Annotated in this window: 11 protein-coding genes and 1 pseudogene; 5 read left to right on the top strand and 7 right to left on the bottom strand. The window is 41.8% G+C overall.

Annotated features, from left to right (window positions below; genetic code table 11):
- Positions 1–88 precede the first annotated feature (88 nt).
- From HMPREF1532_RS04590 to HMPREF1532_RS04575, 4 genes are read left to right on the top strand one after another with little or no spacing between them, the layout of a single operon-like run.
- Complete coding sequence (locus HMPREF1532_RS04590) at positions 89–1252, top strand: hypothetical protein (protein WP_005925488.1); 1164 nt, start codon at positions 89–91, stop codon at positions 1250–1252.
- Between the two features lie 14 nt (positions 1253–1266).
- Positions 1267–4641, top strand: a complete 3375-nt coding sequence (locus tag HMPREF1532_RS04585) for an RHS repeat domain-containing protein (protein WP_005925485.1) — start codon at positions 1267–1269, stop codon at positions 4639–4641.
- Complete coding sequence (locus HMPREF1532_RS04580) at positions 4625–7963, top strand: DUF6443 domain-containing protein (RefSeq protein WP_005925482.1); 3339 nt, start codon at positions 4625–4627, stop codon at positions 7961–7963. The genes HMPREF1532_RS04585 and HMPREF1532_RS04580 overlap by 17 nt, the downstream gene beginning before the upstream one ends.
- Position 7964: 1 nt before the next feature.
- Positions 7965–8645 (top strand): ubiquitin family protein, encoded by a 681-nt coding sequence (locus tag HMPREF1532_RS04575; protein ID WP_005925479.1) that lies wholly within the window; start codon positions 7965–7967, stop codon positions 8643–8645.
- Between the two features lie 258 nt (positions 8646–8903).
- On the opposite strand, the pseudogene HMPREF1532_RS21700 reads toward HMPREF1532_RS04575, so the two are convergent.
- The 5 genes and pseudogenes from HMPREF1532_RS21700 to HMPREF1532_RS04555 all read right to left on the bottom strand — a co-directional run bounded on the left by HMPREF1532_RS21700 (position 8904) and on the right by HMPREF1532_RS04555 (position 20152).
- A pseudogene (locus tag HMPREF1532_RS21700) lies at positions 8904–9383 on the bottom strand (IS4 family transposase).
- A 177-nt stretch (positions 9384–9560) separates the two neighbouring features.
- Positions 9561–9833, bottom strand: coding sequence for a DUF4372 domain-containing protein (locus HMPREF1532_RS20765; protein WP_005925476.1), 273 nt, complete (start codon positions 9831–9833; stop codon positions 9561–9563).
- Between the two features lie 789 nt (positions 9834–10622).
- The gene (locus tag HMPREF1532_RS04565; RefSeq protein ID WP_005925473.1) at positions 10623–13088 is read right to left on the bottom strand and encodes a glycoside hydrolase family 95 protein; all 2466 of its coding nucleotides are present in this window, start codon (positions 13086–13088) and stop codon (positions 10623–10625) included.
- 4 nt (positions 13089–13092) lie between these two features.
- A complete protein-coding gene (gene xyl3A, locus HMPREF1532_RS04560) occupies positions 13093–15645 on the bottom strand; it encodes a xylan 1,4-beta-xylosidase (protein ID WP_005925470.1) in 2553 nt (850 codons plus the stop codon).
- A 151-nt stretch (positions 15646–15796) separates the two neighbouring features.
- Positions 15797–20152 carry a hybrid sensor histidine kinase/response regulator transcription factor gene (locus HMPREF1532_RS04555; RefSeq protein WP_005925468.1) on the bottom strand — a complete coding sequence of 1452 codons (4356 nt, stop codon included), beginning with the start codon at positions 20150–20152 and terminating at the stop codon, positions 15797–15799.
- A 202-nt stretch (positions 20153–20354) separates the two neighbouring features.
- Between HMPREF1532_RS04555 and HMPREF1532_RS04550 the strand changes: the two genes are divergently transcribed.
- Positions 20355–21854, top strand: coding sequence for a glycoside hydrolase family 28 protein (locus HMPREF1532_RS04550; RefSeq protein WP_187373819.1), 1500 nt, complete (start codon positions 20355–20357; stop codon positions 21852–21854).
- Between the two features lie 83 nt (positions 21855–21937).
- Here the strand turns inward: HMPREF1532_RS04550 and HMPREF1532_RS04545 are convergent, their stop codons facing one another.
- Positions 21938–23020: a hypothetical protein gene (locus HMPREF1532_RS04545; protein ID WP_005925462.1), complete on the bottom strand. Its 1083-nt coding sequence runs from the start codon at positions 23018–23020 to the stop codon at positions 21938–21940.
- 9 nt (positions 23021–23029) lie between these two features.
- The gene (locus HMPREF1532_RS04540) at positions 23030–24793 is read right to left on the bottom strand and encodes an HSP90 family protein (protein WP_005925460.1); all 1764 of its coding nucleotides are present in this window, start codon (positions 24791–24793) and stop codon (positions 23030–23032) included.
- Between the last annotated feature and the right edge of the window lie 10 nt (positions 24794–24803).

Below are 24803 nucleotides of genomic sequence, written 5' to 3'. Positions count from 1 at the left end.
ATTCTTTTCTCGGCTGTATTATATATAAAAGTTACCCGGCTTTTTATCTTTACAGATGGGTGACAGTTTTAACCTTAAATGCCATGTCATGGATTTTAAAGTGAAAAGTCAGCTATTGCCATTACTCTTTTCCGGAGGAATGGCAGCTGCGCAGGCACAAACCGTTTTACAGCAAGATACTCATATGTTTAGGGAGGGCGATGTCATTCTTAAACAGGAGGTACAGTATAAGTCTCCGGGGCGAAGCGGAAAAAATGTTGTTTGGGATTTCAGTGAGTTAACTCCGTTGGAAAATGAATATCGGGAATCTTATGACCGAATGGACAGTTTGTTTACCTGTTCTGGAATGAATGCTACTTATCAGTATCGTTTTTCCGGCGATTCATTGCTATGTGTCGGTTATTTCAATCAATTATTACAGGTGCGTCATTTGCTTCCCGAATTAATTATGCATTATCCTTTGACTTATTCGGATTCTATTTGTTCTTTTTATTACGGAGAAGGAAAATATAGTCATACATTGAATTTGGCTGTCTATGGTGAAACAGTCCGTAAAGCGGATGCGGAAGGGATACTGTTTTTGCCTGACGGTGAAGTATTGTCTGATGTCTTGCGTGTCCATGAATCTGTCCGGACAGGACAGCGCATAGCTTCTTCTCCGGCTATATTGAGTTTTGGAGAAACGTCTTCCTATTCGAAAGATTCACTTATTTATCATCTTACTCATGATAGTATTACCTGGCGGGTAGATGCTTATCGGTGGTATGCTCCCGGTTACAGATATCCGGTTTTTGAAACTGTACAGACTTTTGTTTGTGCTTCCGGTATTCCTGTCCGGCATTTTCAACGTTCTTATTATTATCCTGTGGAGGAACAGAAATATTTGTCGGAGGATCGGGTAAACATGGCCATTCGTGAGACACTTGCCACGCAAGCAGAAAGAGACGAAGAGGAACTTTATACAAAGAAAAAAAGCTTTGGAAAAAAATCGGGAAATTACGCATATAACAGTTATTTCTCTCCAGATGGAGGACTGCTAAAGATAGATATTCTTCTTGATGGTCCAGGCAGTGTGGATTTGTTACTTTGTTCCTTATCGGGCATTTGTTTGTTTCAGAAAACCTTGTCGGAATGTGATGCCGGTATGTATCAGGAAACATTTGATTTAACCTCTTTACCATCAGCAGATTATTTATTATCTGTTATTATTAATGGTGAAGTTAACAGTGAAAAGATATTGAAGAATAGATAACCTGTAAATGTATTATGAAGACATGCATGCTTTTCCTCTTATTTGTTTTCTTATATTGGGGTAATGATATTCAAGGACAGACGCAGGAGATTGTTTTGAAAAACTATACACCTTCTCCGGAAGCGTATTCATTGATGGAGTATTCGGAAATTCCCGTATCTTTATATACCGGAGTCCCGGATATAAGTATTCCTATTTATACTATTCGTGTAGGTAATTATAGTTTGCCCATATCGTTACGTTATCATGCCTCAGGGATTAAAGTGGGGCAGGAAGCCAGTCGGATCGGTTTGGGGTGGAGTATTCATGCTGGTGGAGCTATTTCCCGCTCTGTTCGTGGTTGGGATGATCTTAAGGGGTATTGGACGCAAACGGATACGATTCCGAACGAAGATTCCGAATATATTTGGTATTCGGTATATCATGATCGGAAAGATTACGAACCGGATATTTTTCATTATAATTTTGATGGATTTTCCGGTAAGTTTTATGCGAATAAGGGAGCGGGAAGTTCAAGTATAGTACCCAAATTTCTTTTGGCGGACCCGGAGGGAAATCTTCGTATAGAGTATCAAGGAGATGAAATGGATGGGAGCTTTGTGGTGGTTACTCCTGAAAATGTGAAATACGTTTTCGGTATCCGGGAAACAAAGGAAAGTTATGGAATGGTGTATGGGGAGGCAATTGATGAGCATGTAGGATCATATCCGGGTAAGGCTTCCGCTTTTGAGCCGGATCATTTTGATTCGGAGACACGGACAATATCTTCGTGGCTGCTCACTCGTATCGAGTATCCGACCGGTGATGTCATAACCTTTGAGTATGACATATATTTCGATTCTTATTTAAGTCCTATAAATCATTCGCTGAAGGAACTCAGGATGATATCAGAGGATCTTTTTTCGAATCCGGGTATTACTTGGAATGAATTTCGAACAATGAGACCTGAATCCACGACTTCCGTTTCTATGGAGTTGACGGATTGTGAACCTGTGTTGAGAAGGATTGTGTGGAAAGACGGTTCTTTAGATTTGGTACCCTCGGACGATGTACGTCTGGATATTCGTGTCCCGCGTGGAAATACTTCTGCTAAACGCCCTAAAAGACTGGAAAAGATTCTTCTTTATGCAAAGAATAAATCGGTTCCCAACTTGTCTTACACATTTCACCATTCCTATTTTGAGGGAAGGGGATCAAGTGGAAAAGTTGGAGATAATACGGCAAAGTATCTGACTCACCGTTTAAAATTAGATTCCGTTTCAATACAAGGAACAGGAGAAACAAAACAAAAATATCGCATGGAATATGAGATGTCCGATGCATTGCCCATGAAAAATAGTTTTTGTTGTGATAAATGGGGGTATTATAACGGGTATGATAGTTCTAAAGAGGTATTTCCCTTTGTCCCTTTTGTGGCTCGCAAGGATTACTATCATTACGAAAGAGAATGGAGAACAGAGAATGGGAAACAATATTGTTATATTTATCCAATAAAATCTCAGGTTTGTATTAAGGAAGGAGAAGAACACCTTGCAGGCCCTAAGGATATGCGTGAATCAAATTCACTGTCTCGAACTTGGATGTTGACCGGATTGGTTTCTCCTTTGGAGGGAAGGACGGAGTTTCAATATGAACCTAATCAAGTGTGGTCTCAATATGAATATGAATGGCAAGTGGAAGATTCTGCCCAAGTGGTTACTCTTGTAAAAGATTATAATGAGACTGAAAAAACAATTAGTTTTGATTTTCCTTTCGATGGGTACATAGATGTAGTTTGTACATATGACGGTAAAGGAGAGGGATATGGCTATGAAGTGGAAAAAAATACTTGCTTGTTTGAATTGGATATGCCTTCTTTTCATCAATATGGCCTTCCGGAAGGACTTCAGAATACAGGCAGCAAGATACATGAGCAATATACATTTACAACCCGTTTGAAGTGCCTTGAGAAGATGAAAAGCGCCACTATCACAGCGAGAACGGCGGAGTGGGGGCGTCTTACTATTCAGGTGAAACGATATAAAGCCCGTTGGGTAAATCGTGAACCTTTTGTCGGAGGGGTACGTGTTGCGGAAATAAAATCTCCCTTATCTACACGTAAGTTTGTATATCGGGATCGGGCAAGAGGACTTTGTTCGGGACTTCTTCACAGGAATGCTGAATATTCTACGACCGGTATACTTGATGTCGTATCCTCTATAGGGACTAATAATATTGTTGGCCGTTATCAGTTTATTGAATATAATTCGTCGGCGGTTCGTCCTTTAGAGAATCCATACAATAGTTATTTTATGGGATACACGGAGGTGAGTGTGACGAAAGAGGATAAGGGCAAGAGTATTTGTGAGACGAGTAATTTTTATAATTTGGCGGAACCTGCTTTGGTTTACTGGAAAGACCCCAGTATTCCGATGCCGTTAAATGGAAAATTGTCTTGGCAAGGAGTCTTGGCAGATGGGAAAAGTTTATCTGCCAAATCTTATAAATATGACAAACGGATGATTTTTCGGTTGAAAGGTTTGCAGGTTGATGAGAATGGACATGGATATAATGTAGAAGGTTATCACATTCCTTTGCTGAATTGTAATGAATCTTATTATAGTCATATTCCTGGCAAAGAGAACAGCCTTTCTTTCAACAAATATACGACTTATGAGTATAATTCTTCTAATTTTTTAGTGAACAAGTCGACGGTTACGCAAACCGGACATCCGAAGGAAGAGCATACGATTCGTTATTCTATTGATTATCCTAACTACAATGACGGCATTTTTCAGCAGAATAATCTGGTAACTGTTCCCATTGAGGAATCTTTCTATACGGATGGAGTTCTGGTCAAGCGGTTGCATCACTTGCATTATAAGGATTCTTATATAAAACCGTGGAAGGAATATGTGCATTATAATAAAGAGGGATATTCGTTTCCACCTGAGTTTACTGGAAATGTGGACCAGAACTTGGGAGTGCCGGAACTTATTTACTCTTCTTACAGTGCTAATGGGCAAGCGGTTTCGATGCAAACCCGTCAAGGGCGCTCTGTTGTATTGATATGGGGATATCAGGGACAACACATCATAGCCCAAATTGACGGGTCTTCATTAGAAGAGGTGAAGTCTCAGGGAATTGTTCCCGACTTGATTGCTTCTCGTGAGGAGCCGACGGAGGAAGACTGGCGTTTGTTGAATCAGTTGCGGAGCCGGTTGCCTAATGCACAGGTTGTGACAACCCGGTATGAACCATTGGTAGGGATTGTTTCCCAGACTGACGCCCGTGGAGTGACTTACCGTTATACGTATGATGAATTCAACCGGCTGTGCGAAGTGATAGAGACAGGAGAACAGGAACATGTATTACGTAAAACAGAGTACAAATATGCGACGGAGTATTAATCATTCCCTTTTTCTCAGGTGCATTTTGTCTTGCATCTTCATTTCTTTTCTTTCCGATCTTTGTGGACAGTCGAATTATGTCCGTACCTATGTCCCTAAAGAGCCGGTCTCTCCGGGTATTTCCTTGAATGAAAGCAATGCGTTGGTTAGTACAGCCTATTACGATTCGGGTGGACGCTTGGTTCAAACGGTGCACCATGGCATTACGCCCTCTGGAAAAGATATGGCTGATCTTATTGTGTATGATCATGTCGGGCGTTGCCAACGGGAGTGGCAATTATTGCCTTTTGACAGTTCGGACGGTTCTTATAAACAGGCATCTGCATTCGATTCTTCTCCGTATAAAGACCATTACCATGTGGACTATGAATACGAGCCTTCTGTTTGGAATCGTGTTACAGCCGAAATAGGGCGTAATACTCCCGGGCGATCTGTTACAACGGAGTATTTATTGAATGCAGGTTCAACCGGTTTCCTTTGTGTGACTCATTATACCCTTTCTGGTTTTATGGTGACGAGAAACGGAAATTATCCTGACGGTAGTCTTACTTGCGTGAAACGTACAAACGAGGATGGTGAAAGTGATTATGTTTTTACAAATGCTCACGAAAAAGTGGTCTTGGAACGGCATGTCGGTTTGGATTATACATATGACACTTATTTCCTTTATGATCGTTTCGACCAGTTGGTTTGTGTTCTTCCTCCCGCAGTATCTGAGAATTGGGAGTCATCTGCCGGAAGTTATGTGTTGGCTTCCGGTAATCTGCTTGATCACTATGCGTACTTTTATGAATATGACTATTTTAATAATTGTATTTCTTCAAAGCTGCCCGGTGCCGGTTGGTATTATAAAGTTTACGACGGCGACCATCGTATGATTCTCAGTCAAAGCCCCAACCAGCGTTTCCGCAGCGAGTGGAGTTTCTGCAAGTACGATCTTTTGGACCGGATCATTTTGGAAGGCACTGTTCGGAATTCCAACTCACATCATGAGTTGGTGCGTAGCTATATGGATACACTGGTATGTGAATCCTATGATGGTACAGGTACTTTCGGTTATACAAACCGCTTTCCTCTCGGGGAATCTCCTCGTATCACGAAGGTTTCTTACTATGATACGGAATCTTTTCTTTTTTTACCTCTTTTCCATTCTTTGAATGTGGTTCGCCCTCAAGGCACTTATTCCTCTTGTCAATCATTACTGACCGGTTGTTATTTATCATTGAATGATGGAGAGGGTACCGGTGAACTCCAGTCTTTCAGTTACGATAAGCGTAAGCGTCTTATAGGGAGTAGTATCTACAATGCTGTCAGCCGTGCTACTACTTATACTTTTACCGAATATAATGAACTCAACGCTCCTGTCCTCATTAACCGGCGTTTTGTGAGTCCTGACGGAACCTGCCTTTCGGATATGTCTTATCATTATGATAACGGTGGTCGTGAGACGGCTTCTGCTCTTACAGTATCTCTTTCTGACGGTCGGACTAATCAAAGCCGGACTTTCCCTTCCCGTGAGCTTACCTATGACGAATTCTGCCGTCCGGTTTTCGAGCAGATCACTTCTGGCGAACGGATCTCCACGGTCTATCGTACCGACGGTAAATTGGGCAGTTTGGAAAGCGCCCGTTTTTCGCAGACATTGCATTATTCGGATGTGCCTTCTTGTTTTTGGAACGAGTATTTTAACGGGCGCATCTCTGCGGTTTCTATTCGGCAGCTGGACAATAGTTACCGCATGTTTTTGTCTTATGGAGACCGGCAATCCCTGTGCGATATGGCTATGTATACTTATGACGGTACCGGTTATTTACGTTTCAAAGAGAGTATGGGCTATGACATTATGGGAAATATTCGTACTTTGACCCGGCAAACGCCATTGGGAGATGTCAATGTGCTCTCTTTCGAATATACCGGCAATCATTTTAAGTCTTCTTATGACCATAGTTCCTCCCGTTGGCCGGATGCTTATTCTTTTCTTTATCATTCCTGGGAACCGGAGGGGGCTTTTGGCTATGATGATAATGGTAATGAGACTCGGAATCTTGCACAAAATGTGGAGTATGCACATTATAATAACCATAATTTACCGGACAGCGTCTGCTTTCCCGGAGGTAATACATTACTGCTGGATTATCTTTCGGATGGTCGTCGTGTTCGTACGAATACCAAAACTTACCGTACAGCCCTTATTGTCCCTTGGGATGATTTGCAACTTCTATCCGATCCTTCTTCCGAGACGGAGGAGGTGCGGGATGGCGATTTTCTATTTCGTGACGGCCGCCTTTCCAGACTTGAAACTCCCGGAGGATATGTTTCTTTGCGCAATGATACTACAGGTGAGAAGCGAATTCGAGGGTATTATTATATCAAGGATTATTTGGGCAGCGTTCGCTTGACTTGTGATTATGAGACAGGAGAGGTGCTTCAGAGCATGGAATATCTCCCTTCGGGAGCTATTTTCCGTAGAACAGGTTATGATATTCAGAATCGCCGGTTTTGTGGAAAAGAAGAATTGTCAATGCATGGTTTCAACATGTATGATTCCGGTGCTCGCCTGCAATACACACTCGTTCCACGATTCTCAACGATGGATCCTTTGCTGGAAAAGTATTATGATATAAGTCCATATGTTTATTGTGCGAATAATCCGGTAAGGTTTATTGATCCGACAGGCATGATATGGGAAGACCCACAAGAAGCGGAACGGCTAAAAAGGAATATAGATAATAGAATTACTTCTCTTAATAAAGACATAGTTAGAAATCAAGATAAACTTGACAAAGGAGGTTTGAGCGAAAAACAAATCGGTAAACTTGAAAGCAGAATATCAGAAGCCAATAACCGTATATCAAACTTGAATACAAGTAAGGCAGACATTGATCTATTGGGAGCAGATCAAAGCAATGTGTATGCTTTAAGCTCAATTAGTGGTGGAAAACATAAAGTGCGTCAAGGTAGCGATGGAAAGGTTTATATTGAAACTTCTTCGGATGCTCTATCCATACATGAAGTCACGCATGTTCGACAATCATTGGATGCAGGAGGGTTAAGGTTTTCCACTAATGGAGAATTGCTTAATGCAGGAGTCGGTATAAGAAGTGTATCAAATATGGAAATTGAAGCCTATAAAATGCAATACTCCTATGATAGGTCTTTCCCTGGTAGTTTAAGAGGAAGGGGATTACAAGGTATAGATGTACATTCTGTGGGTGGTATAACAAATGACGGAAAACATGTTTATCCGGTTATTTATCAATATTCTATTGACTTGAATAAATTCTTTAAACAGCAAAAAAAATTAATAGGAGGAGGGAAGTAATATGAAAGTACGAGCTTTATTGTTTCTTTGTATTTGTTTTAGCCTTTATGTGTTTGGACAAAAAGATATATCAGGAACTTATTTTAGCAAATCTGGAACAAAAATAGAAATAATAGGAAATAATTTTAATTACATTGAACCTCATATTTATACTCCTGTTTGGTATAATGATACATTGGCAAAATGTACTTTTATGTGGGTTGATGCTAATTTTATTGAATTAAACTCAACTCCACCGAATGTTTTTGGATTTAAAGGATTAAAAGTAGTTCAATTTTTGGATTCTACTATAAATGACAGTATCAAAGTTTCTTTTTTAATACCTTATCAAAGGGGGAATCTTAAAATAAATGTGCATACTAATACTTTTAAAACATTTGATTTAATTTACTCCAAGAGTAGTAGAGAGTTAATGCTACCTAATAATGTTAAATCAATAACATTTTATATTGTACCTGAGCATATAATACCTCATACTTCTGATGGTCTATTTTATGGTATAGTTGGATTTGATCCATTTCAAGAGTATCAAATTGAAAAGAACATTAACCATATTTCGATAGAAATCCCTGCAATAGATGATTCTTTTTTTGAAAAATATTATGTTAAAGGCGATTACGCTAAAATATCGAAAGACACCATTACTTGGAAAGGGGAAGTTTTTATATTCAAAAATCATTAGTGCCCCATTAAAATTGGGACAAATTAAAAATTAAAAAAAACTTGGCCCATTTGGTCCGAATCGTTCTTTGTCATTTTGAAATTTAGTTTTATCAAAGAGGGCTCTCGGATGAGTTTTATCAGTCAATGAGATGCTCAATATTTGCAGTGTTTCGTATGTACTTCTATCCAGTTGTATATCGTGTTGAACGATTGCCACCAAGCAGTAAGTGGGTATTGCAGCATATATCTGTATTCGAACAGCGTTCTCTGTAATATCCTAAAATATTTTGACTTCAAGGTGCTGCTTGAGCCATTTTGAAAACTGCTCTACCTGCCAGCGATTTTTATAAAGTTCGGCAACTTGAAGAGCAGATATATGCGTGGCATTGGTTATGAAAACGAATTCCCTTTTTTGTTTTTCATCCCAATATTTAATCAGTCTAAGTGGCTCTGAATAATATTATTTAGGATAGAATCCAACCAGAAGTACACTTGCGCTTGAAAGCACATTCTTGGGTAGCCTACGCTTCCATTTGATGGATTTGTATTGGAGGTTCTTTTTTGCTTTGGCAACAAAGTAGGCTTCAATCTGATGAATCTTACATAGCATCTTGAAGTTGTTATAACCGTGATCAAAGATGTAATAAGAACCTGATTCATAAGGATTGTCAATCATAGTTTTAGAATCGTGTACGGATGCTTCCGTGATATGAAAGAAGGCAGGAATCTGTGTTTCTACATCATATAATGTATGCACTTTGATATCCCCTTTCTTCTTGCGGAATTTAGCCCACTAAAAGACTGAAAGACACAAGTTAATAGTTGTCGAATCGAAAGCATAAACGTTGCCACCAAGTTTGAAAATATGATTAACACGCTTTTGTCGTGTTTCACTAACCAGGTAGTATGCGTATTCTTCAAAGTATGATAGTCTCTATCTTGATTTGCTCTTGCTAACGATGACTTTGATATGTTTTTTACCCATTCCTAAATGATAACATTTGGAATGATGAGCTTCAAGAGCAACTATCAAATCTCGCAGACTTTCACGATTAGAAAGTTGACCGAACATCAAAGTAAGTAGTTGATTCCAGCAAGTGAAGTGTTTCACATAACGATTCCCGTGATACTTGTCGACAATGCGTCGAAACTTATCTTCGTTCAAGAATGAGATAAATTGGGAAAACACATATTTCTCTTTATTCATTGCAGTTTTTATTGGGATGCAAAGGTATAAATTGAAATCATCGCGCTTTGAAAACCTCTGTAACTAACTAAATTTCAAATATTTCAAAGAACAATTTTAGATTTTAATGGGATAGCAATGAAAGGAAATATCAAAAAATGTAACGGTAAAGAATTATCGAAATGCGGCAGTAAAACAGGGCTCTACCATCTATTTTGATTTGAATTCCAAATCAACAAGATCAGGCCTCAGACCTCCTGTTATTGGGCTTGCTCATGAATTGGGGCATGCGGATGATTTCTCTCTGTATCCACAAATCGGGCTGATACATGAGGGGATTGGGCAAATAGTGGAATGTTATTCAAGTAAAGCCAAAATATAGAAAAGAAAAATAGGCGATAGTTCATATTTCAAGGCTTTATAAGGTAAAAGAATCTTTGTCTTAGCTACTTGTAAAGTTGGTGCTTTTTATTGGAAATGAGGGGGGAAATAAAGAGAAATATAGATTGTTTTAATTGAGAACTGTCATTTGATACGATTATAATCGAAAAAATAGTATAGTTGCAGGAAATGTTGGATTATGGATAATAAATGAAGTTCATCCGGATAACATACTATATATAATAAGGGATTCTTGGAGTTTGATTTTATCGAGAATTATAAAGAACTGAAAAAGTTATATCTTATGGATGTTTTGTAGTTTGGAAGTATCTCTGATTTAAAATAAAAGGAGTTAGAAAACGAGTCTTTGATGGCAGACTAATGGTTTTCTAACTCCTTTCTTTTGGGGATTTTAAATTATTTATTCATTCATTTTTCTTTCGTTATCAGATAACTTTCTCCAGCTACCGTTTTTATATCATATAGATAAGTTTTGGGCTGCACGGTCGTATTGATTGGAGCATCGGCGGCAATCAGAGGACGACGTATCGGTTGACTTTTCAATAGTGAATTGTCACATTCGGAACGCTTTACCGGTTTTAATGCAATTCCGTTAAGTGATAACGGGGTGGCAGTGCAAATACGTAGAGTTCCTCCTATGGATGAGGTGATACGGGCTGTTTGGAGTTGGTTGTCTTCCCAATTCAGTTCTTCTACTGTAAATCCGCCACGGCAGCGAAGCCCTTTTACGCTTCCTTTCTTCCACACATCGGGTAGTGCGGGTAGCAAATGTACACTACCGGCATGACTCTGTACCAGCATCTCGGAGATTCCTGCCGTACAGCCAAAGTTACCGTCTATCTGGAAAGGAGGATGGGCATCGAACAAGTTGGGATAAGTTCCTCCGTTCTGTCCTTTTTCGTCGGTAGTAGGGTGGAGTTGTTCGGTAATTAGCTTATAAGCATGGTTTCCATCGAGAAGCCGTGCCCAAAAACAGACTTTCCATCCCATAGACCAACCGGTGGAATGGTCTCCGCGACCTTCGAGTGTGCGTTTGGCTGCTTCAAAAAGGATGGGGGTGTTTTGGGTGATCTGGCGTCCCGGATACAATCCCCATAAATGAGATGTGTGGCGATGACGGTCTTTCGGATTATCCCAGTCTTCCATCCACTCTTGTAGCTGTCCCCAGCGTCCCACTTGCATAGGAGCTAAGTTTTGAACGACTGTTTGCAGACTATCCATGAAAGTGGATGATTCGCCCATCAAGGATGCGGCTTCCAATGTGTTATGAAAAAGGTCGCTTACCATTTGGTTATCCATAGTAGCACCTGCCACGACGACAAAATCGCGTTTCCCGTTTACCGACGGACGGTTTTCGGGAGAGTAGGAGGGCGATACTACCAACCAGTTGTTTTGTGGCTCACGTATCAGGAAGTCCAGATAGAATTCGCAGGCACTACGCATCAGTGGATATACTTCGGCAAGGTAATCGCGATTGCCGGAGAACAGGTAACGATCCCATAAATGCTGGCAGAACCAGGCATTACAAGTAGGCCAAATACCATATCCCGGACCGTCTACAGAACCGGTGGAACGCCAGATGTCCGTATTGTGATGAAGCGTCCATCCCCGGCAGCCATACATAGCGGCACTTTGCCGGCCTTGTTCGGCTACCTCCTTTATCAGTTGCAGAAAAGGTTCGTGCATTTCTGTCAGGTTGGTCGGTTCGGCAGGCCAATAGTTCATTTCCACGTTGATATCGGTGGTGTATTTTCCATCCCAAGGAGCACGTAGCTGATAGTTCCAAATACCTTGAAGATTGGCGGCTTGTCCACCGGGTTGGGAACTGCATATTAGCAGATACCGTCCGAATTGGAAATACAGAGCGGCCAGTTGCGGATCAAAAGCCGAAGCGAATTCATGCACCCGTACATCGGTCGGTTTGGCAGCTTGTGCATTGCTGCCCAGATCGAGAGAGACACGATTGAACCACTTTCCGTAAGTAGCGCAATGGGCTTCTTTGGCTTTCAGATAATTCTTTCCGGCATTTTTCAGATAAGTTTGAGCGGTTTTCCGGGCATTGCCTGATATATCTTTGTAGTTTATGAAGTTGGTACCTATCGATACATAGATGGTTACACTATTGGCATTACGGACCCGGAGTAACGTGTCTGAAACGGATTCCATGTGTCCGCCGTTCCGTTCGATACGTGTCAGTGCGGTGAACTGCACTTTACCTTCGATGCCTTCGTGGTCATTGGCTTTTCCATCCATTTGAAGCTCTTTCCGGGAGGAGATGCTTTTAGTGATATTCTCTTGGTAAGGCGTACTGTAACGGGCTGTGAAAGAGAGCTTCCCTTTTTCCGAGGCCGTCAGCCGGATGATCAGTAACTGATCGGGGAAAGAGGTAAATGCTTCCCGGGTATAGGTCACTCCTCCGGCGGTGAACCGGGTGGTGGTGACAGCTTTTTCAATATCTAACTCACGATAATAATTGGAATAACTGCTGATTCCTTCGAAGTCGAGATGGAGGGAACCTACCGTTTGATACGGCATACCGTTGGCTGTCTGTGAGCAGATATTGGGACCGCAAAGTGCTTGTGCCTCTTTGTTTCGGCTTTCGAAGATCAATTGCCGGATTTGTGGTAAGGCTTCTTTGGCTTTCGGGTTGGTATTGTTGTATGGCGAACCTCCCCATATGGTTTCTTCGTTTAATTGAAATTCTTCATGTATCGGATCACCGTAAACCATAGCTCCTAAACGTCCGTTTCCTAATGGAAGGGATTCCACCCATTGGGTTGCAGGCCGGTCATACCATAGTTTCATTCCAGTTTCCTGGGCTTGTGCACTGTTAGCTGATAAGACAGTGAAACAGGCAATAATCAGTTTTTTCATGTTTTTATTGTATTTGTATTTTTATCGATTGTAAATCCTCGGTTCTGGAACTGCCACCATATAGTACTTCGTATTCTCCCTTCATGGAATGCATGGTATGGGTGCTGTTATCAAACCATTCAAAAGCTGTATAGGGTAGTTCTATCTTTACATTCAGGCTCTTTCCTTTGGTAATTTCCACTCTTTTAAAAGCACGCAACGTTTTTGTCGGTCCTTCTGGGTCATCTTCCCGGCGGAGATATACCTGTACTACTTCTTCACCGTCTCTGCTGCCGGTGTTGCTGACAGGAATGGTAAGCGTCATTTTTTCTCCTGTTGAAATACGTTTTTTATCCGCACGGGCTTTACCATAAGTAAAGGTGGTGTAACTGAGTCCGTAACCGAATGGGAAAAGAGGTGCTTCTTTCATATAGCGATAGGTGCGGCCCTGCATGGAGTAATCTTCAAAATCCGGGAGTTGCTCCATATTCTTATAGAAAGTGACGGGAAGCCGTCCCGCAGGGTTATAATCTCCGAAAAGTACGTCGGCAACGGCCGTTCCTCCTTCCTGTCCGGGATACCAAGCTTGCAGAATGGCATCACAGTTTTCCGTTTCGGGAGTCAGTGCCATGGCCGAACCGGAGAAGTTGACGAATATGACTTTCTTTCCTGCTTTTTTCAGTGCTGCCAATACATTGCGCTGAACGGCGGAAAGTTCGATATCGGTCCGGTCGCCTCCTTTGAATCCGGCGGCGGAAACTTTCATCTCTTCTCCTTCGAGCAATGGAGAGATTCCTCCTGCAAAAATTACGATTTCCGTATCTTTCAACTTTTCAAGTGTTGCATTCATATTCAGAGGAATATCTTCCACCAAGTCGAAATTGAAATAAGCACCGTCCTTTATTTGTTTGAACTCAATGACGATTTCATAGCTTTTTCCGGCTTGGGCCTGTAAAGTATATAAATTTTCCGGGTTTTTGATATTACCGGTCTTGATTACTTCTTCTCCATTGATATTTACCCGGATATCACCGTTTGTCTGGAAACGGAAGATGGCATTGCCCGACTTTTTCGGACGAAATACAGTCTGATAACGGCCGGTAAATCCGGTTAATTCTATCCCCGGGGCAAATGCAGTAGCACCTAAGGTCGTGAAACGAAAAGGAGTAGAAAGCTGAACGGTTGCATCCGCTTCTCCTTTAAAGTCCGGATTGTTCCAATAAGTAGCGGTAAAACCTGGTTTTGCATGGTAACTGCACTGGTTGAACAGGCTATTGAAAGTAATATCATCAGTCAGTCCACACACAGGTTCGTAGATGAGCTGCGCAGCCGGTAGTTTGGATCGGAGGGCAGATAGAAGTGTACTTGTATGTGACGGAGTTCCATTGTAATTTCCCCATTGCATTACAGAATCGTTTGCATTGGGGCCTATTACGGCTACTTTGGCATGTTTGTCAAGCGGCAGTATATTTTCTTTGTTTTGCAGGAGCGTCATGGTTTCGTGTGCTATTTGCAGAGCCAAGCGGCGGTGTTCCGGGCAGTCTACAATACTGTATGGAAGAGCCCATGGATGGGATTCTTCCATTTCTCCCAGTTCAAAACGTGCTTTTAGCAATCGTTTTACGGAAATGTCTATCTGTTCTTCACTGATGATTCCGGCTTTGACGGCATCTGTCAATTTCCGGTAATTGCTGCCGCATTCCAAGTCTGTTCCACTTAAGACGGCATCAGCCGATGCGTGGGCGGCATCCGGATGGGTATTGTGTTTTTTGGCTCCCCAAAAGTCGGAGATAGCGCCACAATCAGAAACCACAATTCCGTTGAATCCCCATTCGTCCCGTAGAATTTGTGTCAACAGGCGGTTACTTCCACAGCAGGGATCACCTTCAAAACGATTATAGGCACACATCACCTCCTTCACATCCGCTTCTTGTACTAAGGTTTTGAATGCCGGTAGATAGGTTTCCCATAAATCTCTCGGAGCAATGTTCTCGGCATTGAAGCTGTGACGGTTCCATTCCGGACCGGAATGGACGGCAAAATGTTTGGCGCAAGCATGTAATTTATCGTAACGTGCGCTGTCCGGTCCTTGCAATCCTTTGACTACTGCCACTCCCATGCGGCTGGTCAGATAAGGATCTTCACCATATGTCTCCTGTCCGCGTCCCCATCGTGGATCACGGAAAATGTTGACATTGGGGGTCCACATGGTCAGTCCCTGATAACGCTTGTATTGTCCTTGATCATTGAATGCACGGTTTTTTGCTCTGGCTTCGTCAGATACGGCGGTAAATACTTTCTGAACAAGAGAATCGTTGAAGGAGGCGGCCATACCGATCGTTTGAGGGAAGACCGTGGCCAGTCCGGCACGTGCTACTCCGTGCAGAGCCTCGTTCCACCATTCATAAGGCCGGATACCCAATCGGGGGATACCCGGTGAATTGTTTTGCATGAGCGATATCTTTTCTTCCACAGTCAGACGTTGCAGAAGATCAGTTGCTCTTTGTTCCGGGGTCAGATCCGGATTTTGATAGGGTAATTGGGCCGAAAGGGTAGTTCCCAGTCCGACACCTAACATTAATACGGTTACCTTTTTACATAAAATATGCACAAACGTGTGTTTCATGATTGATTCTTTAATTATGTACGTTATGAATTCAGTTTGCAATAGTACGTACTTTTTGCCGGATATCGGGGGAATATCCGGTAGAAAAAGGGGAAATGCGTTACTATTGCTTCTGTTTGTCTTTATATTCTGTTGGTGTCACTCCCATTTGTTTCTTGAAGCATTTGCTGAAATACTTCGGGTCATTGAAGCCGGTCATATAGGCTACTTGGGATATGTTGAACCTGCCACTGTCGATCAATTGCACTGCGCGTTTGATACGGATATCGCGTATGAAATCTACAGGGGTCAGGCCTACTATTGATTTTAGTTTCCGATAGAATACCGTACGGCTCAGTAGCAGTTTATTGGCAAAGTCGTCTATGGTAAGTTCCGAATTGTCCATTTGTTCCTCCATATATTCCATGACTTGTTGCATAAACTCTTCGTCAAAGGGTGTGATTTGCGGTTGTGACGGTGTCAGCTCCTGTTGCCGGTCGGGGAGTTGCTTTCCTTTTGCCAGATTGGCCAGATAAATCTCCTGCAACATTTGGCGTTGTTGAAGTAGTGAGGTGATCCGGGTTTTCAGGTAAGTGGCACTGAATGGTTTGGTAATGTAGTCGTCGATACCTTGTTCCAGTCCGGCAATGCGATCGTCCAACGATGACTTTGCCGATAACAGAATAATGGGTATATGACAGATATTACGGTTCTCTTTAATGTTTTTCACCATGTCGAGCCCATCCATGACAGGCATCATAACGTCACTGATTATTAAATCGGGTACTTCCTGCAAGGCTTGTTCCAATCCGTCCTGTCCGTTGCCGGCTTCGATTACGATGTATTTATCAGTCAGTATATTATGTAGGAATGTACGTAATTCAGGATTATCTTCCACAATAAGGATGGTGAGGGCGTCCTTATTGTCCGATTGTTGGTTGCTGGTTGGGGAGCTTGCTACCGGTTTCATGTCGAATGTATTCTGATCTGTTGCAATTGCAGCCTGATAACTGTCGGCCAGGATAAATTCCACTTGCGGGTCTTGTTCTAAAATATCACGTCTGGTGGGAAATTGTACGCTGAAACAGCTGCCATTACCGGGCTGGCTGGATACTTCTATTATTCCGTGGTGTAGTTCTACCAACTCCCTGACTAATGATAAACCGATTCCTGACGATGGTTGTAATATGTTATACCTGGCCAGTGTCTCGAATCTTTGGAAAAGAGATTTCTGCTTACCGGGCTCGATTCCTATACCTTCGTCTATCACGGATATGGTTACGTTTTCCGTATCGGTAGTGATGCGTACGGTAACTGCTTTCCCCGAAGGGGTGTACTTGAATGCATTGGAGAGCAGATTGAAAAATATTTTCTCAAATTTATCACGATCTATCCATATATATAGCTCTTTGCAATCGGTATCTACTTTGAAGTCAATCTGTTTTTCTTCGGCAACCAATTGGAAGCTGTCTGTTATTTTACGCAGCAGGGCGATAATATCGCTCTCTTCTACCAGTAATTTCATTTTTTTATTCTGTATCTTCCGGAAGTCCAATATCTGGTTTACCAACCGTAGCATGCGTTCTGTGTTTTTATGCACTAAAGTCAGATGTTCGCGCGCTTTGGACGAAAGAGGTTCATTTTCCAGTATTTCTGTTACCGGACTGGCTATCAGTGTAAGTGGTGTTCGCAGTTCATGAGAAATATCGGTAAAGAAACGAAGCTTGATATTTGATAATTGTTGCTCAAGGTCTACCTGATGTCTTAAGCGGTAGATATAGAATAGGATATATACGATGGTACAGGTAAACAGGATAAATAGGACGACATAAAGTCCCCATGCCCAAGCCGTTTCCCAGAAAGTAGGCGATACTTTTACTATTAAAGTACGTGTGTTGTCTACCCATACTCCGTCACTGTTGGTTGAGCGAACTTGAAGCCGGTATTCTCCGGCCGGTAGGTTAATGTAGCTGGCAGAACGGTTATTGTCTGCATCGTTCCATTCATGTTCCAAGCCCTCCAAACGATAAGCGTATTGTATTTCTTCCGGTGCTACATAGTCGAGGGCTGCAAATTGGAAGGTGATATTTCTTTGGGAAGGATTTAACACCAGTTCTTGCAGATCGTCAATCCCCGTAGGAGACGGGCTACCCTGTATCTTTAAACCGGTGAAGACGATAGGGGGGACATAGTCGCTTTTTTTCATATCGGAGGGACTGATTTCAATGAATCCTTTGTCTGTCCCGAATACTAATTGCTGTTTTGCATTTAAGGAGGGAGCTGCTTCGGAGAAGTTGAATTCTTGTTGTAGGAAATTACTTCCATAATTCTCAAACGTTTCCAGTTGCGGGTTGAAGCGGGATAACGTGTTTTCCGACACGATCCATAGGTTCTTTTCCGTGTCTTCGATAGTGGACAGTACAAGATCCGAGGCTAATCCGTCTCTGATGGTATAAGTCTTGAATTCTATGTCGCTATTGAGAAGATTCCGGGAGAGTACCTTGCTGACTCCTCCGGTGAATGTCGATATATATATCGTTTTTCGGCTGTCTGTATAGATGTTGATGACATCATTGCTGCCCAGACTGGATGCTATACCCGGGTTGCGTATATTTTGATGGAATTTGATTTCTTCCGGTTGTTCAAAGTTGTTGGAGAATGTCAACAGTCCTTCTGTTGTGCCTGCAATGATCACTCCTCCGGATACTTCGGTAATGCATCTGACTTTCATGAAATGGCTGGTCGGAAAGTTTTTTAATTCATTGTTGCTGTGTATGAACCGGATTTTACCATCTGTAGATTTAGTCAACAGATTAATTCCTCCGCCAAAACATCCGATCCAAATCCGGTTATGGCTATCCTGGCAGATGGAATAGACACTGTTATTGCTTAAACTGTATTTATTTTCCGGTTGGTTGGTAAATTGCTGTATGGAGAAATGAGTTTCGTCTTTTTTTTCCAGTCGGAATAAACCTTTCTCTTTACCTCCCATCCAGATAATTCCATCTTTGTCTTCCATGAAGCAGTAAATGTTATCCGGGAATATCACCATATCTTTGCTTATGGTTCCTTGTTGGTTCAAGTATCCCTGTAATTGTCCATCGGGGGCATATATACGGATTGTTCCTTTTTTAGAGGCTACCCAAAGGCGTTTTTGCTTATCTCGCCATAATCCACGTACTTCCAAACCGTAGTCTATAGGAGTATGCTTGTAAGAGTAAGGAAAGAAAGACACCTTTTCTACTCCTCGTATACCAGTAAACCATAGATTTTTTTGTCTGTCCGTATAGTAGAAACGAACATTTGGGGTAAACATGGAGTTAGGATTAGTAGGATCTGTATAAAATGGTTTTAAGTGTTTTTCAGCACGATCATAATAACAGAAATTTCCTTTATGAGGAATCATCCAGAGTACACCTGCTTTATCCTCAAAGATAATATTACGGTTGGGGCGTCCATAGTTTATAATTTCTTTTGAAGGAGTTGCAAGATGTTGCTTTTCACCGGTATTTAAGTTGAGACGTACGATTCCCGGGGTGTTGGAGAATATCCATAATTCACCTTGCTTGTCTTTATAGATAGAATATGCGGTGTTTGAGGTCTGAGTAACTGTTCGTATATCGATCTGTTTGAAACTTTTTTGTTCGACATTGAAGATAACAATTCCTTTGTCTGTGGCAAGAGCTAAATCGTTATTTCCAATATTATGTATTCCGTTGATTACCTGTATATCGTAAGGAATTTCTGCAAATCTTATCTTTTCTGTTTGCATGTCATAAATCGCCAGTTTGCCGGAAGTCGAAGCAAGGAATATCTTCCCTTTCATCTCTTTAATATGATAGAAAGGAAAGTCGCTGTCAGCTTTCTTTTGGCCGATTACCGTTACTCCCTTATCAGTCAATATCCATTCATCTCCTTCAGAATCCTGATAAACACTGAAGATCTGATCTCCTTTTAAAGTCTGGTTGAAAGAATTGTAGAGAGTGATTCCTTTTCTTTCTTTACAAAGTTTTTCGTCTATCCTGAAATTGTATCCTTTGTCGCAGGCCACCCACACGACTCCTTTGGGTAGCACATAAGTTTGGTCTACAATATTGATATGCCGGGTTTCTTCTTCAATGGGGTTTAGAATATCGATAAACTTTTCTTCTTTCGTGTCGAATAAGAAGATATGGCCATCGTAGGTCTGGCACCAGATATCTCCGGATCGGCTTTCTGCAATGAAGGTGATCCGATTGTTGCTCAACATGCAACCGTCTCCAGGAAAAGCCTTGTAGTTTTTGAATGTATATCCGTCAAATTTGTCCAGACCATTCCAGGTGCTGAACCAGATAAATCCTTTTTTATCTTGTAATATAGTAGTGACTACTCCTTGAGCCAGCCCATTGTTCACCGTAAAATGTTCTATCTGGCAAAGCGGCTGCGCGATAGTTGTAAAAACGGCTATAAGCAGAACGATGACGAGAAAGATTTTTTTCATAGTATCTTGTTTTGTGATTTCGTATCACAAAAATAAGGAAAACACCCTATATAAAATAACAGTATCCTCTTAATAACTTAAAAATACCCTCTTTTGCCCAGTTTTTCCACTGAATCTTCCTCTATGAAGCACGGAAATTCCTCATGTGGAGTAATAAAAGAATGTACTTTTGCCCTTGTAATCAATAAATATTTGTATGTCGATGAAACATTTATTTCTTTGCATGGCATTGTGGTGTTTAACTACTGCCGTGACCCATGCCCGTACTTTTGATATGAAACGGTTGGGAGCCGATCTTACAGGCATAAAACCTTGTACCGATTTAATAAACAGAGCGATTGATGAGGCTTTCGCCGAAGGGGGAGGGACGATTTATTTTCCGGCGGGTACTTATCTGACTGCTACCATACGTATGAAAAGTAATATTACTTTGGATATAGAGTCCGGTGCCACTCTTCGTTTTTCGGATCGCTTTGAAGATTATCTTCCTTTTGTGAAGATTCGCTGGGAGGGAACGGTAATGAATACATTGTCGCCATTAATTTATGCCGACAATGCCGATAACCTGACGATAACCGGAAGAGGTACTCTGGATGGAAACGGGTTCAAATGGTGGGCTTGGGAAGTCGATACCCGTCGGTTGATAAAGGAGAACGGAGGAAAACTGCCTTCTCTGAACAAGCTTCAGCAAATGTGGGTGGACGCTAATAAGGATTTGGAAATCTCTGATTACTACAAACCTTCTTTGGAGCGCCGTATGTTCCGTCCGCCTTTCATTCAGTTCTTTGAATGCAGTAACATCGTAATAGAAAATGTGAAGATTATCAATTCTCCTTTTTGGACCATTAATCCTGCATTCTGTGACAACATAACGGTTCATGGCGTAACGATCAATAACCCTTCAAAGAACCCCAAAGGTCCTAACACAGATGGTATTAACCCGACTTCTTGTAGCAATGTGCGTATCTCTGATTGCTTTATCAGCGTAGGAGATGATTGTATTACCATAAAATCGGGACGTGATGCTGATGGACGTAAATATGGGAAACCTTGTCAGAATCTGACAATCACTAATTGTATCATGCTTTCCGGGCACGGTGGAGTTGTGATTGGTAGTGAGATGTCCGGCGGGGTGAAGAGAGTGGCTATATCCAATTGCGTTTTTGATGGGACAGATGCTGGTATTCGTTTGAAAGCCTCCCGTGGTCGTGGTGGAGTAGTAGAAGATATCCGGGTGGATAATATCGTGATGAAAAATATCGGCCGGAATGCATTTATCTTTGATTTGTTTTATGATAAGCTTTCCAAACCGGAACCGGTGAGCGAACGCACTCCCGTATTCCGTAATATTCATTTGAGTAATATTACAGGTTCGGATGTGAAGCAGATCGGTTATATAAAAGGTATTGAGGAGATGCCGATAAACGAGCTTTCATTCTCAAATATAAATATGGAGGCGGAAAAAGGGTTTAATGTTGAAACAGCAACGAATATCCGTTTCTTCAATGTGGACTTTGCCGTATCCGAAGGGCCGTCGCTCACTTTCAGAGAAAGTAGCGGAATTACATTGGAGGGAGTCCGTTCGAAGAAACCTATTCCCGGACAGGCTGTGATTGAAGTGGATAAAGCGGAGAATGTTCAGATAAATAATTGTTTTCAGATACAATCGGTGAAAGATTTCTTCAGGGTGACGGGGAAATAAGTAATATCGTAATGTGTAAATGTGCCAATTGGCTGCGTAGGGATAAACGTATACCATTGGCACATTCTTTTTTCATTTCTAAGTTATTGTATTGGCATATTGCCGCATTGACACAGTATCCTCTCCATATATCCGTTATTTCCGTTGCGTGTATCGTATTGATGTGCCAGTCCTTCGGCCTGTTTATAGAAATAATCGCGCAGTTCTGCAACCTGATAGGTACCTTCTGCATTATAAAGAGGAAATTCTTCGGGTAACCGGAGTTTCACCTCCGGACGTGATTCATATTTCAGTGCTTCCGCCATATCACATCCAAAGCGGTATTTTTTATACTTACTCGTTCTTAAGCTCCAGGGAACACAGCATTCTACATATTCCCAGCCTCGTTGTGGGTTTGTCATGAAGTAGTATGTGATGAAATTGCCCAGATAGGGTAATAGGTATTCATCCTTTTCACGGCCTGCCAAGGCTTCTTCGGCACGTGCGCACATATCGGCTGCTATTTCTGCTTTTCCCGCTTTTTGCGCATAGTAGGATAGTTTGAGGAAAGCTCTTAAGTTAGCTTCGTAGCAGGTTACTTGTCTGCTGATAAGTGGTTGGGCACGGTGATAGGCTTCATCAAATTTTCCGGTTTCCAAATAGATGTCTAACAGGAAGTTCAGTTCGCAGGCTTCGCACATCATGTCATCCAACTTTTCATTTTGCATCTTGTCGGCATATTCTTTGGCTTTATCGTATTGTCGCATTCTCGTATTTTGTACAGACAATAAGTGATAATAAGAACGTGCGGAATATCCGTTGCGTAGAATACGGGTTTTGAAGTCTTCGGCAATGGCATCTACCTGTACTTTAGGGATTTCCGGAAGATCGAAAGCACAACCCCATATCCATTTGTATTTCCAAAGAATGTCATCTTCCTGAATAAGGTCTTTATTGTTTTCATAATCATCCAGTATACGTGAGAATACGGTGATTTCTTCTTGATCTTCGGAGAGTTGATTTAGTTCGTAAATGAGATCTAAACGCATTTCTACCGCCCATTGTACGTCATCATTTTCATCCGCTATGCGTATGGCTTCTCTGAGTAAAGAGGACTTTTCACGTGGTGAAAGGTTGCCATTCTCTACTTGCAACAGTCTTTTTTGTATTTCAAGTGTGTACTTCATGGGATTACATTAATTTAAGAAGTTGATAAATTCGTTCATTTTGGTAGTCATCAGCTCGCTGAGTGAATGGTTGAAGAGAGTCATTTCCTCACTGTTGACCGGATAACGTCCTTGCAACAAGGCTTGTACATATAGTATATATACGATATGCTGGAAAAGTTTGTTATCTGCTTTTATTTTCAGTAGCGTCTGTACCATTTCATTGTCGGCATTGAATGTCAGTGTAGGTGGTGTCTGCTTTTGAGGGTTGATTGTTCCCAGTACGGCTGCCAACGGGTTATTGGCAGCTTTGGTATTGGTTTCTTTCTCTTCAGCGACGAAGATTACCGGAGTATCTGCCGGAGTGAAATGTTTAAGTTTGCAGATACATCCGAAACGTTTCAATAATTCGCCGGCTTTCTTTTCGAAATCCTTATGTTCTTCGTTGGCTTCTACTTCTGCAAATTGTTCGAGCAAGCGGGCCGGAGAAACTTCTTCCAGTGTCAGTCCGGGAAAGAGGCGGGCAGACTTCTTTAATAGTGTTTCATCAAATGTATATGCGGCATTGACGACCAGCCAACCTTGTGCTCCGGCAATACGGCGTACTTGTCGGAAATCTTCAAGATTACGGGTGTAACGGATTACATGATCAGTTGCGCGGATATTTCCGAAGTTTCTCATCCCTTTGCTGGTTTCAAATGGCAGATAATCCATGAAAAGCCGGAGTAACTCATTGTCTTCCGCAGCAATGGCTTTGATATGGAAATAGTGTACATCGAGAATTTTATTGAATATTTTCCGATTGTTACCGACCAGTCCTTTTAAATACTCTTTTATGGCAGTTCCGATCTCTTTTCGGGCATCTTTCAACAGATCATTGCTTACGAGAGATTCGCGGGAAGCAGTGGACTGCAAACCGTCGGCATTGACCAGGCATCTGATAAAAAAGGCCCAGGAAGGTAGAAGATTACAGTCATCTTCACTCAGCAACATACGTTTCAAATAAATTTTATGAGAATTACGTGTTGAGAATTGAGTGCGGAACGGAAGTATGTAAAGTACTCCGTTTACCTTACCGTTTTCTGTATGGATATGGAAGGCGTCTAAAGCGGAAGATTGAAATACTTTGGCTCCGTGTTCGAGTAACTCTTTACGGGATGCTTTCGGATTCAGCCAAACGGGAGAGGGGGTATTAACCAATTCTTCTTCTTGCCGATGCAGATAGATGGGATAGGGCAGTATTTCTCCATAGTTGCGCAGTATCTTTTTGAATGTTTCGTATTCAAAAAGGTGGGCCCATTCTTTTTTCGGAACCAGAATGACACGTGAACCTATCGGCCATTCTTCATTGGGAAGAGTTGTCTGATAAGTACCATCCACTTTACCACACCAGCGAACCGCTTGCTTATCCATTGCCGAGCGACTTTCTACTGTGATTTCATTGGTTACTACAAAACATGATAGTAAACCGATGCCGAAACGGCCGATGTAGTCGTCCGCATCGGGAGTGTCACGTTTGGAACTTTCACCGATGACCGTAAGAAAACGGTATACTTCCTCTTCTTTCAGACCGATGCCGTTATCTTGAAAAACCAGCGAACCATCTTCATTGAGGTATACGTCGATTCGTCCGGCATAATTTTCGTCGATATTTCGTAGTGCGGTGATGGCGTCCACACAATTTTGAAGTAGTTCGCGTACAAACGTGTTGGGGTTGCTGTAAATGTGTTCCGATAGCAGGGCAATCATCCCCTTTAGATTGACCTGGAACAGATTGTTATTTTCGTTCTCCATTGTGAGATGT

Source organism: Bacteroides salyersiae WAL 10018 = DSM 18765 = JCM 12988 (genome assembly GCF_000381365.1).
In the GTDB taxonomy this organism is placed as follows: Bacteria; Bacteroidota; Bacteroidia; order Bacteroidales; family Bacteroidaceae; genus Bacteroides; species Bacteroides salyersiae.
This window is presented reverse-complemented; position numbering and strand designations above follow the sequence as displayed.

Excerpts from the sequence above, each read along its gene's own strand:
- HMPREF1532_RS04580 (WP_005925482.1), top strand. The coding sequence starts at position 4,625 with ATGCGACGGAGTATTAATCATTCCCTTTTTCTCAGGTGCATTTTGTCT.
- HMPREF1532_RS04540 (WP_005925460.1), bottom strand. The coding sequence starts at position 24,793 with ATGGAGAACGAAAATAACAATCTGTTCCAGGTCAATCTAAAGGGGATG.
- HMPREF1532_RS04545 (WP_005925462.1), bottom strand. The coding sequence starts at position 23,020 with ATGAAGTACACACTTGAAATACAAAAAAGACTGTTGCAAGTAGAGAAT.
- HMPREF1532_RS04565 (WP_005925473.1), bottom strand. The coding sequence starts at position 13,088 with ATGAAAAAACTGATTATTGCCTGTTTCACTGTCTTATCAGCTAACAGT.
- HMPREF1532_RS20765 (WP_005925476.1), bottom strand. The coding sequence starts at position 9,833 with ATGAATAAAGAGAAATATGTGTTTTCCCAATTTATCTCATTCTTGAAC.
- HMPREF1532_RS04550 (WP_187373819.1), top strand. The coding sequence starts at position 20,355 with ATGAAACATTTATTTCTTTGCATGGCATTGTGGTGTTTAACTACTGCC.
- HMPREF1532_RS04585 (WP_005925485.1), top strand. The coding sequence starts at position 1,267 with ATGAAGACATGCATGCTTTTCCTCTTATTTGTTTTCTTATATTGGGGT.
- HMPREF1532_RS04575 (WP_005925479.1), top strand. The coding sequence starts at position 7,965 with ATGAAAGTACGAGCTTTATTGTTTCTTTGTATTTGTTTTAGCCTTTAT.
- HMPREF1532_RS04555 (WP_005925468.1), bottom strand. The coding sequence starts at position 20,152 with ATGAAAAAAATCTTTCTCGTCATCGTTCTGCTTATAGCCGTTTTTACA.
- xyl3A (WP_005925470.1), bottom strand. The coding sequence starts at position 15,645 with ATGTTAGGTGTCGGACTGGGAACTACCCTTTCGGCCCAATTACCCTAT.
- HMPREF1532_RS04590 (WP_005925488.1), top strand. The coding sequence starts at position 89 with ATGGATTTTAAAGTGAAAAGTCAGCTATTGCCATTACTCTTTTCCGGA.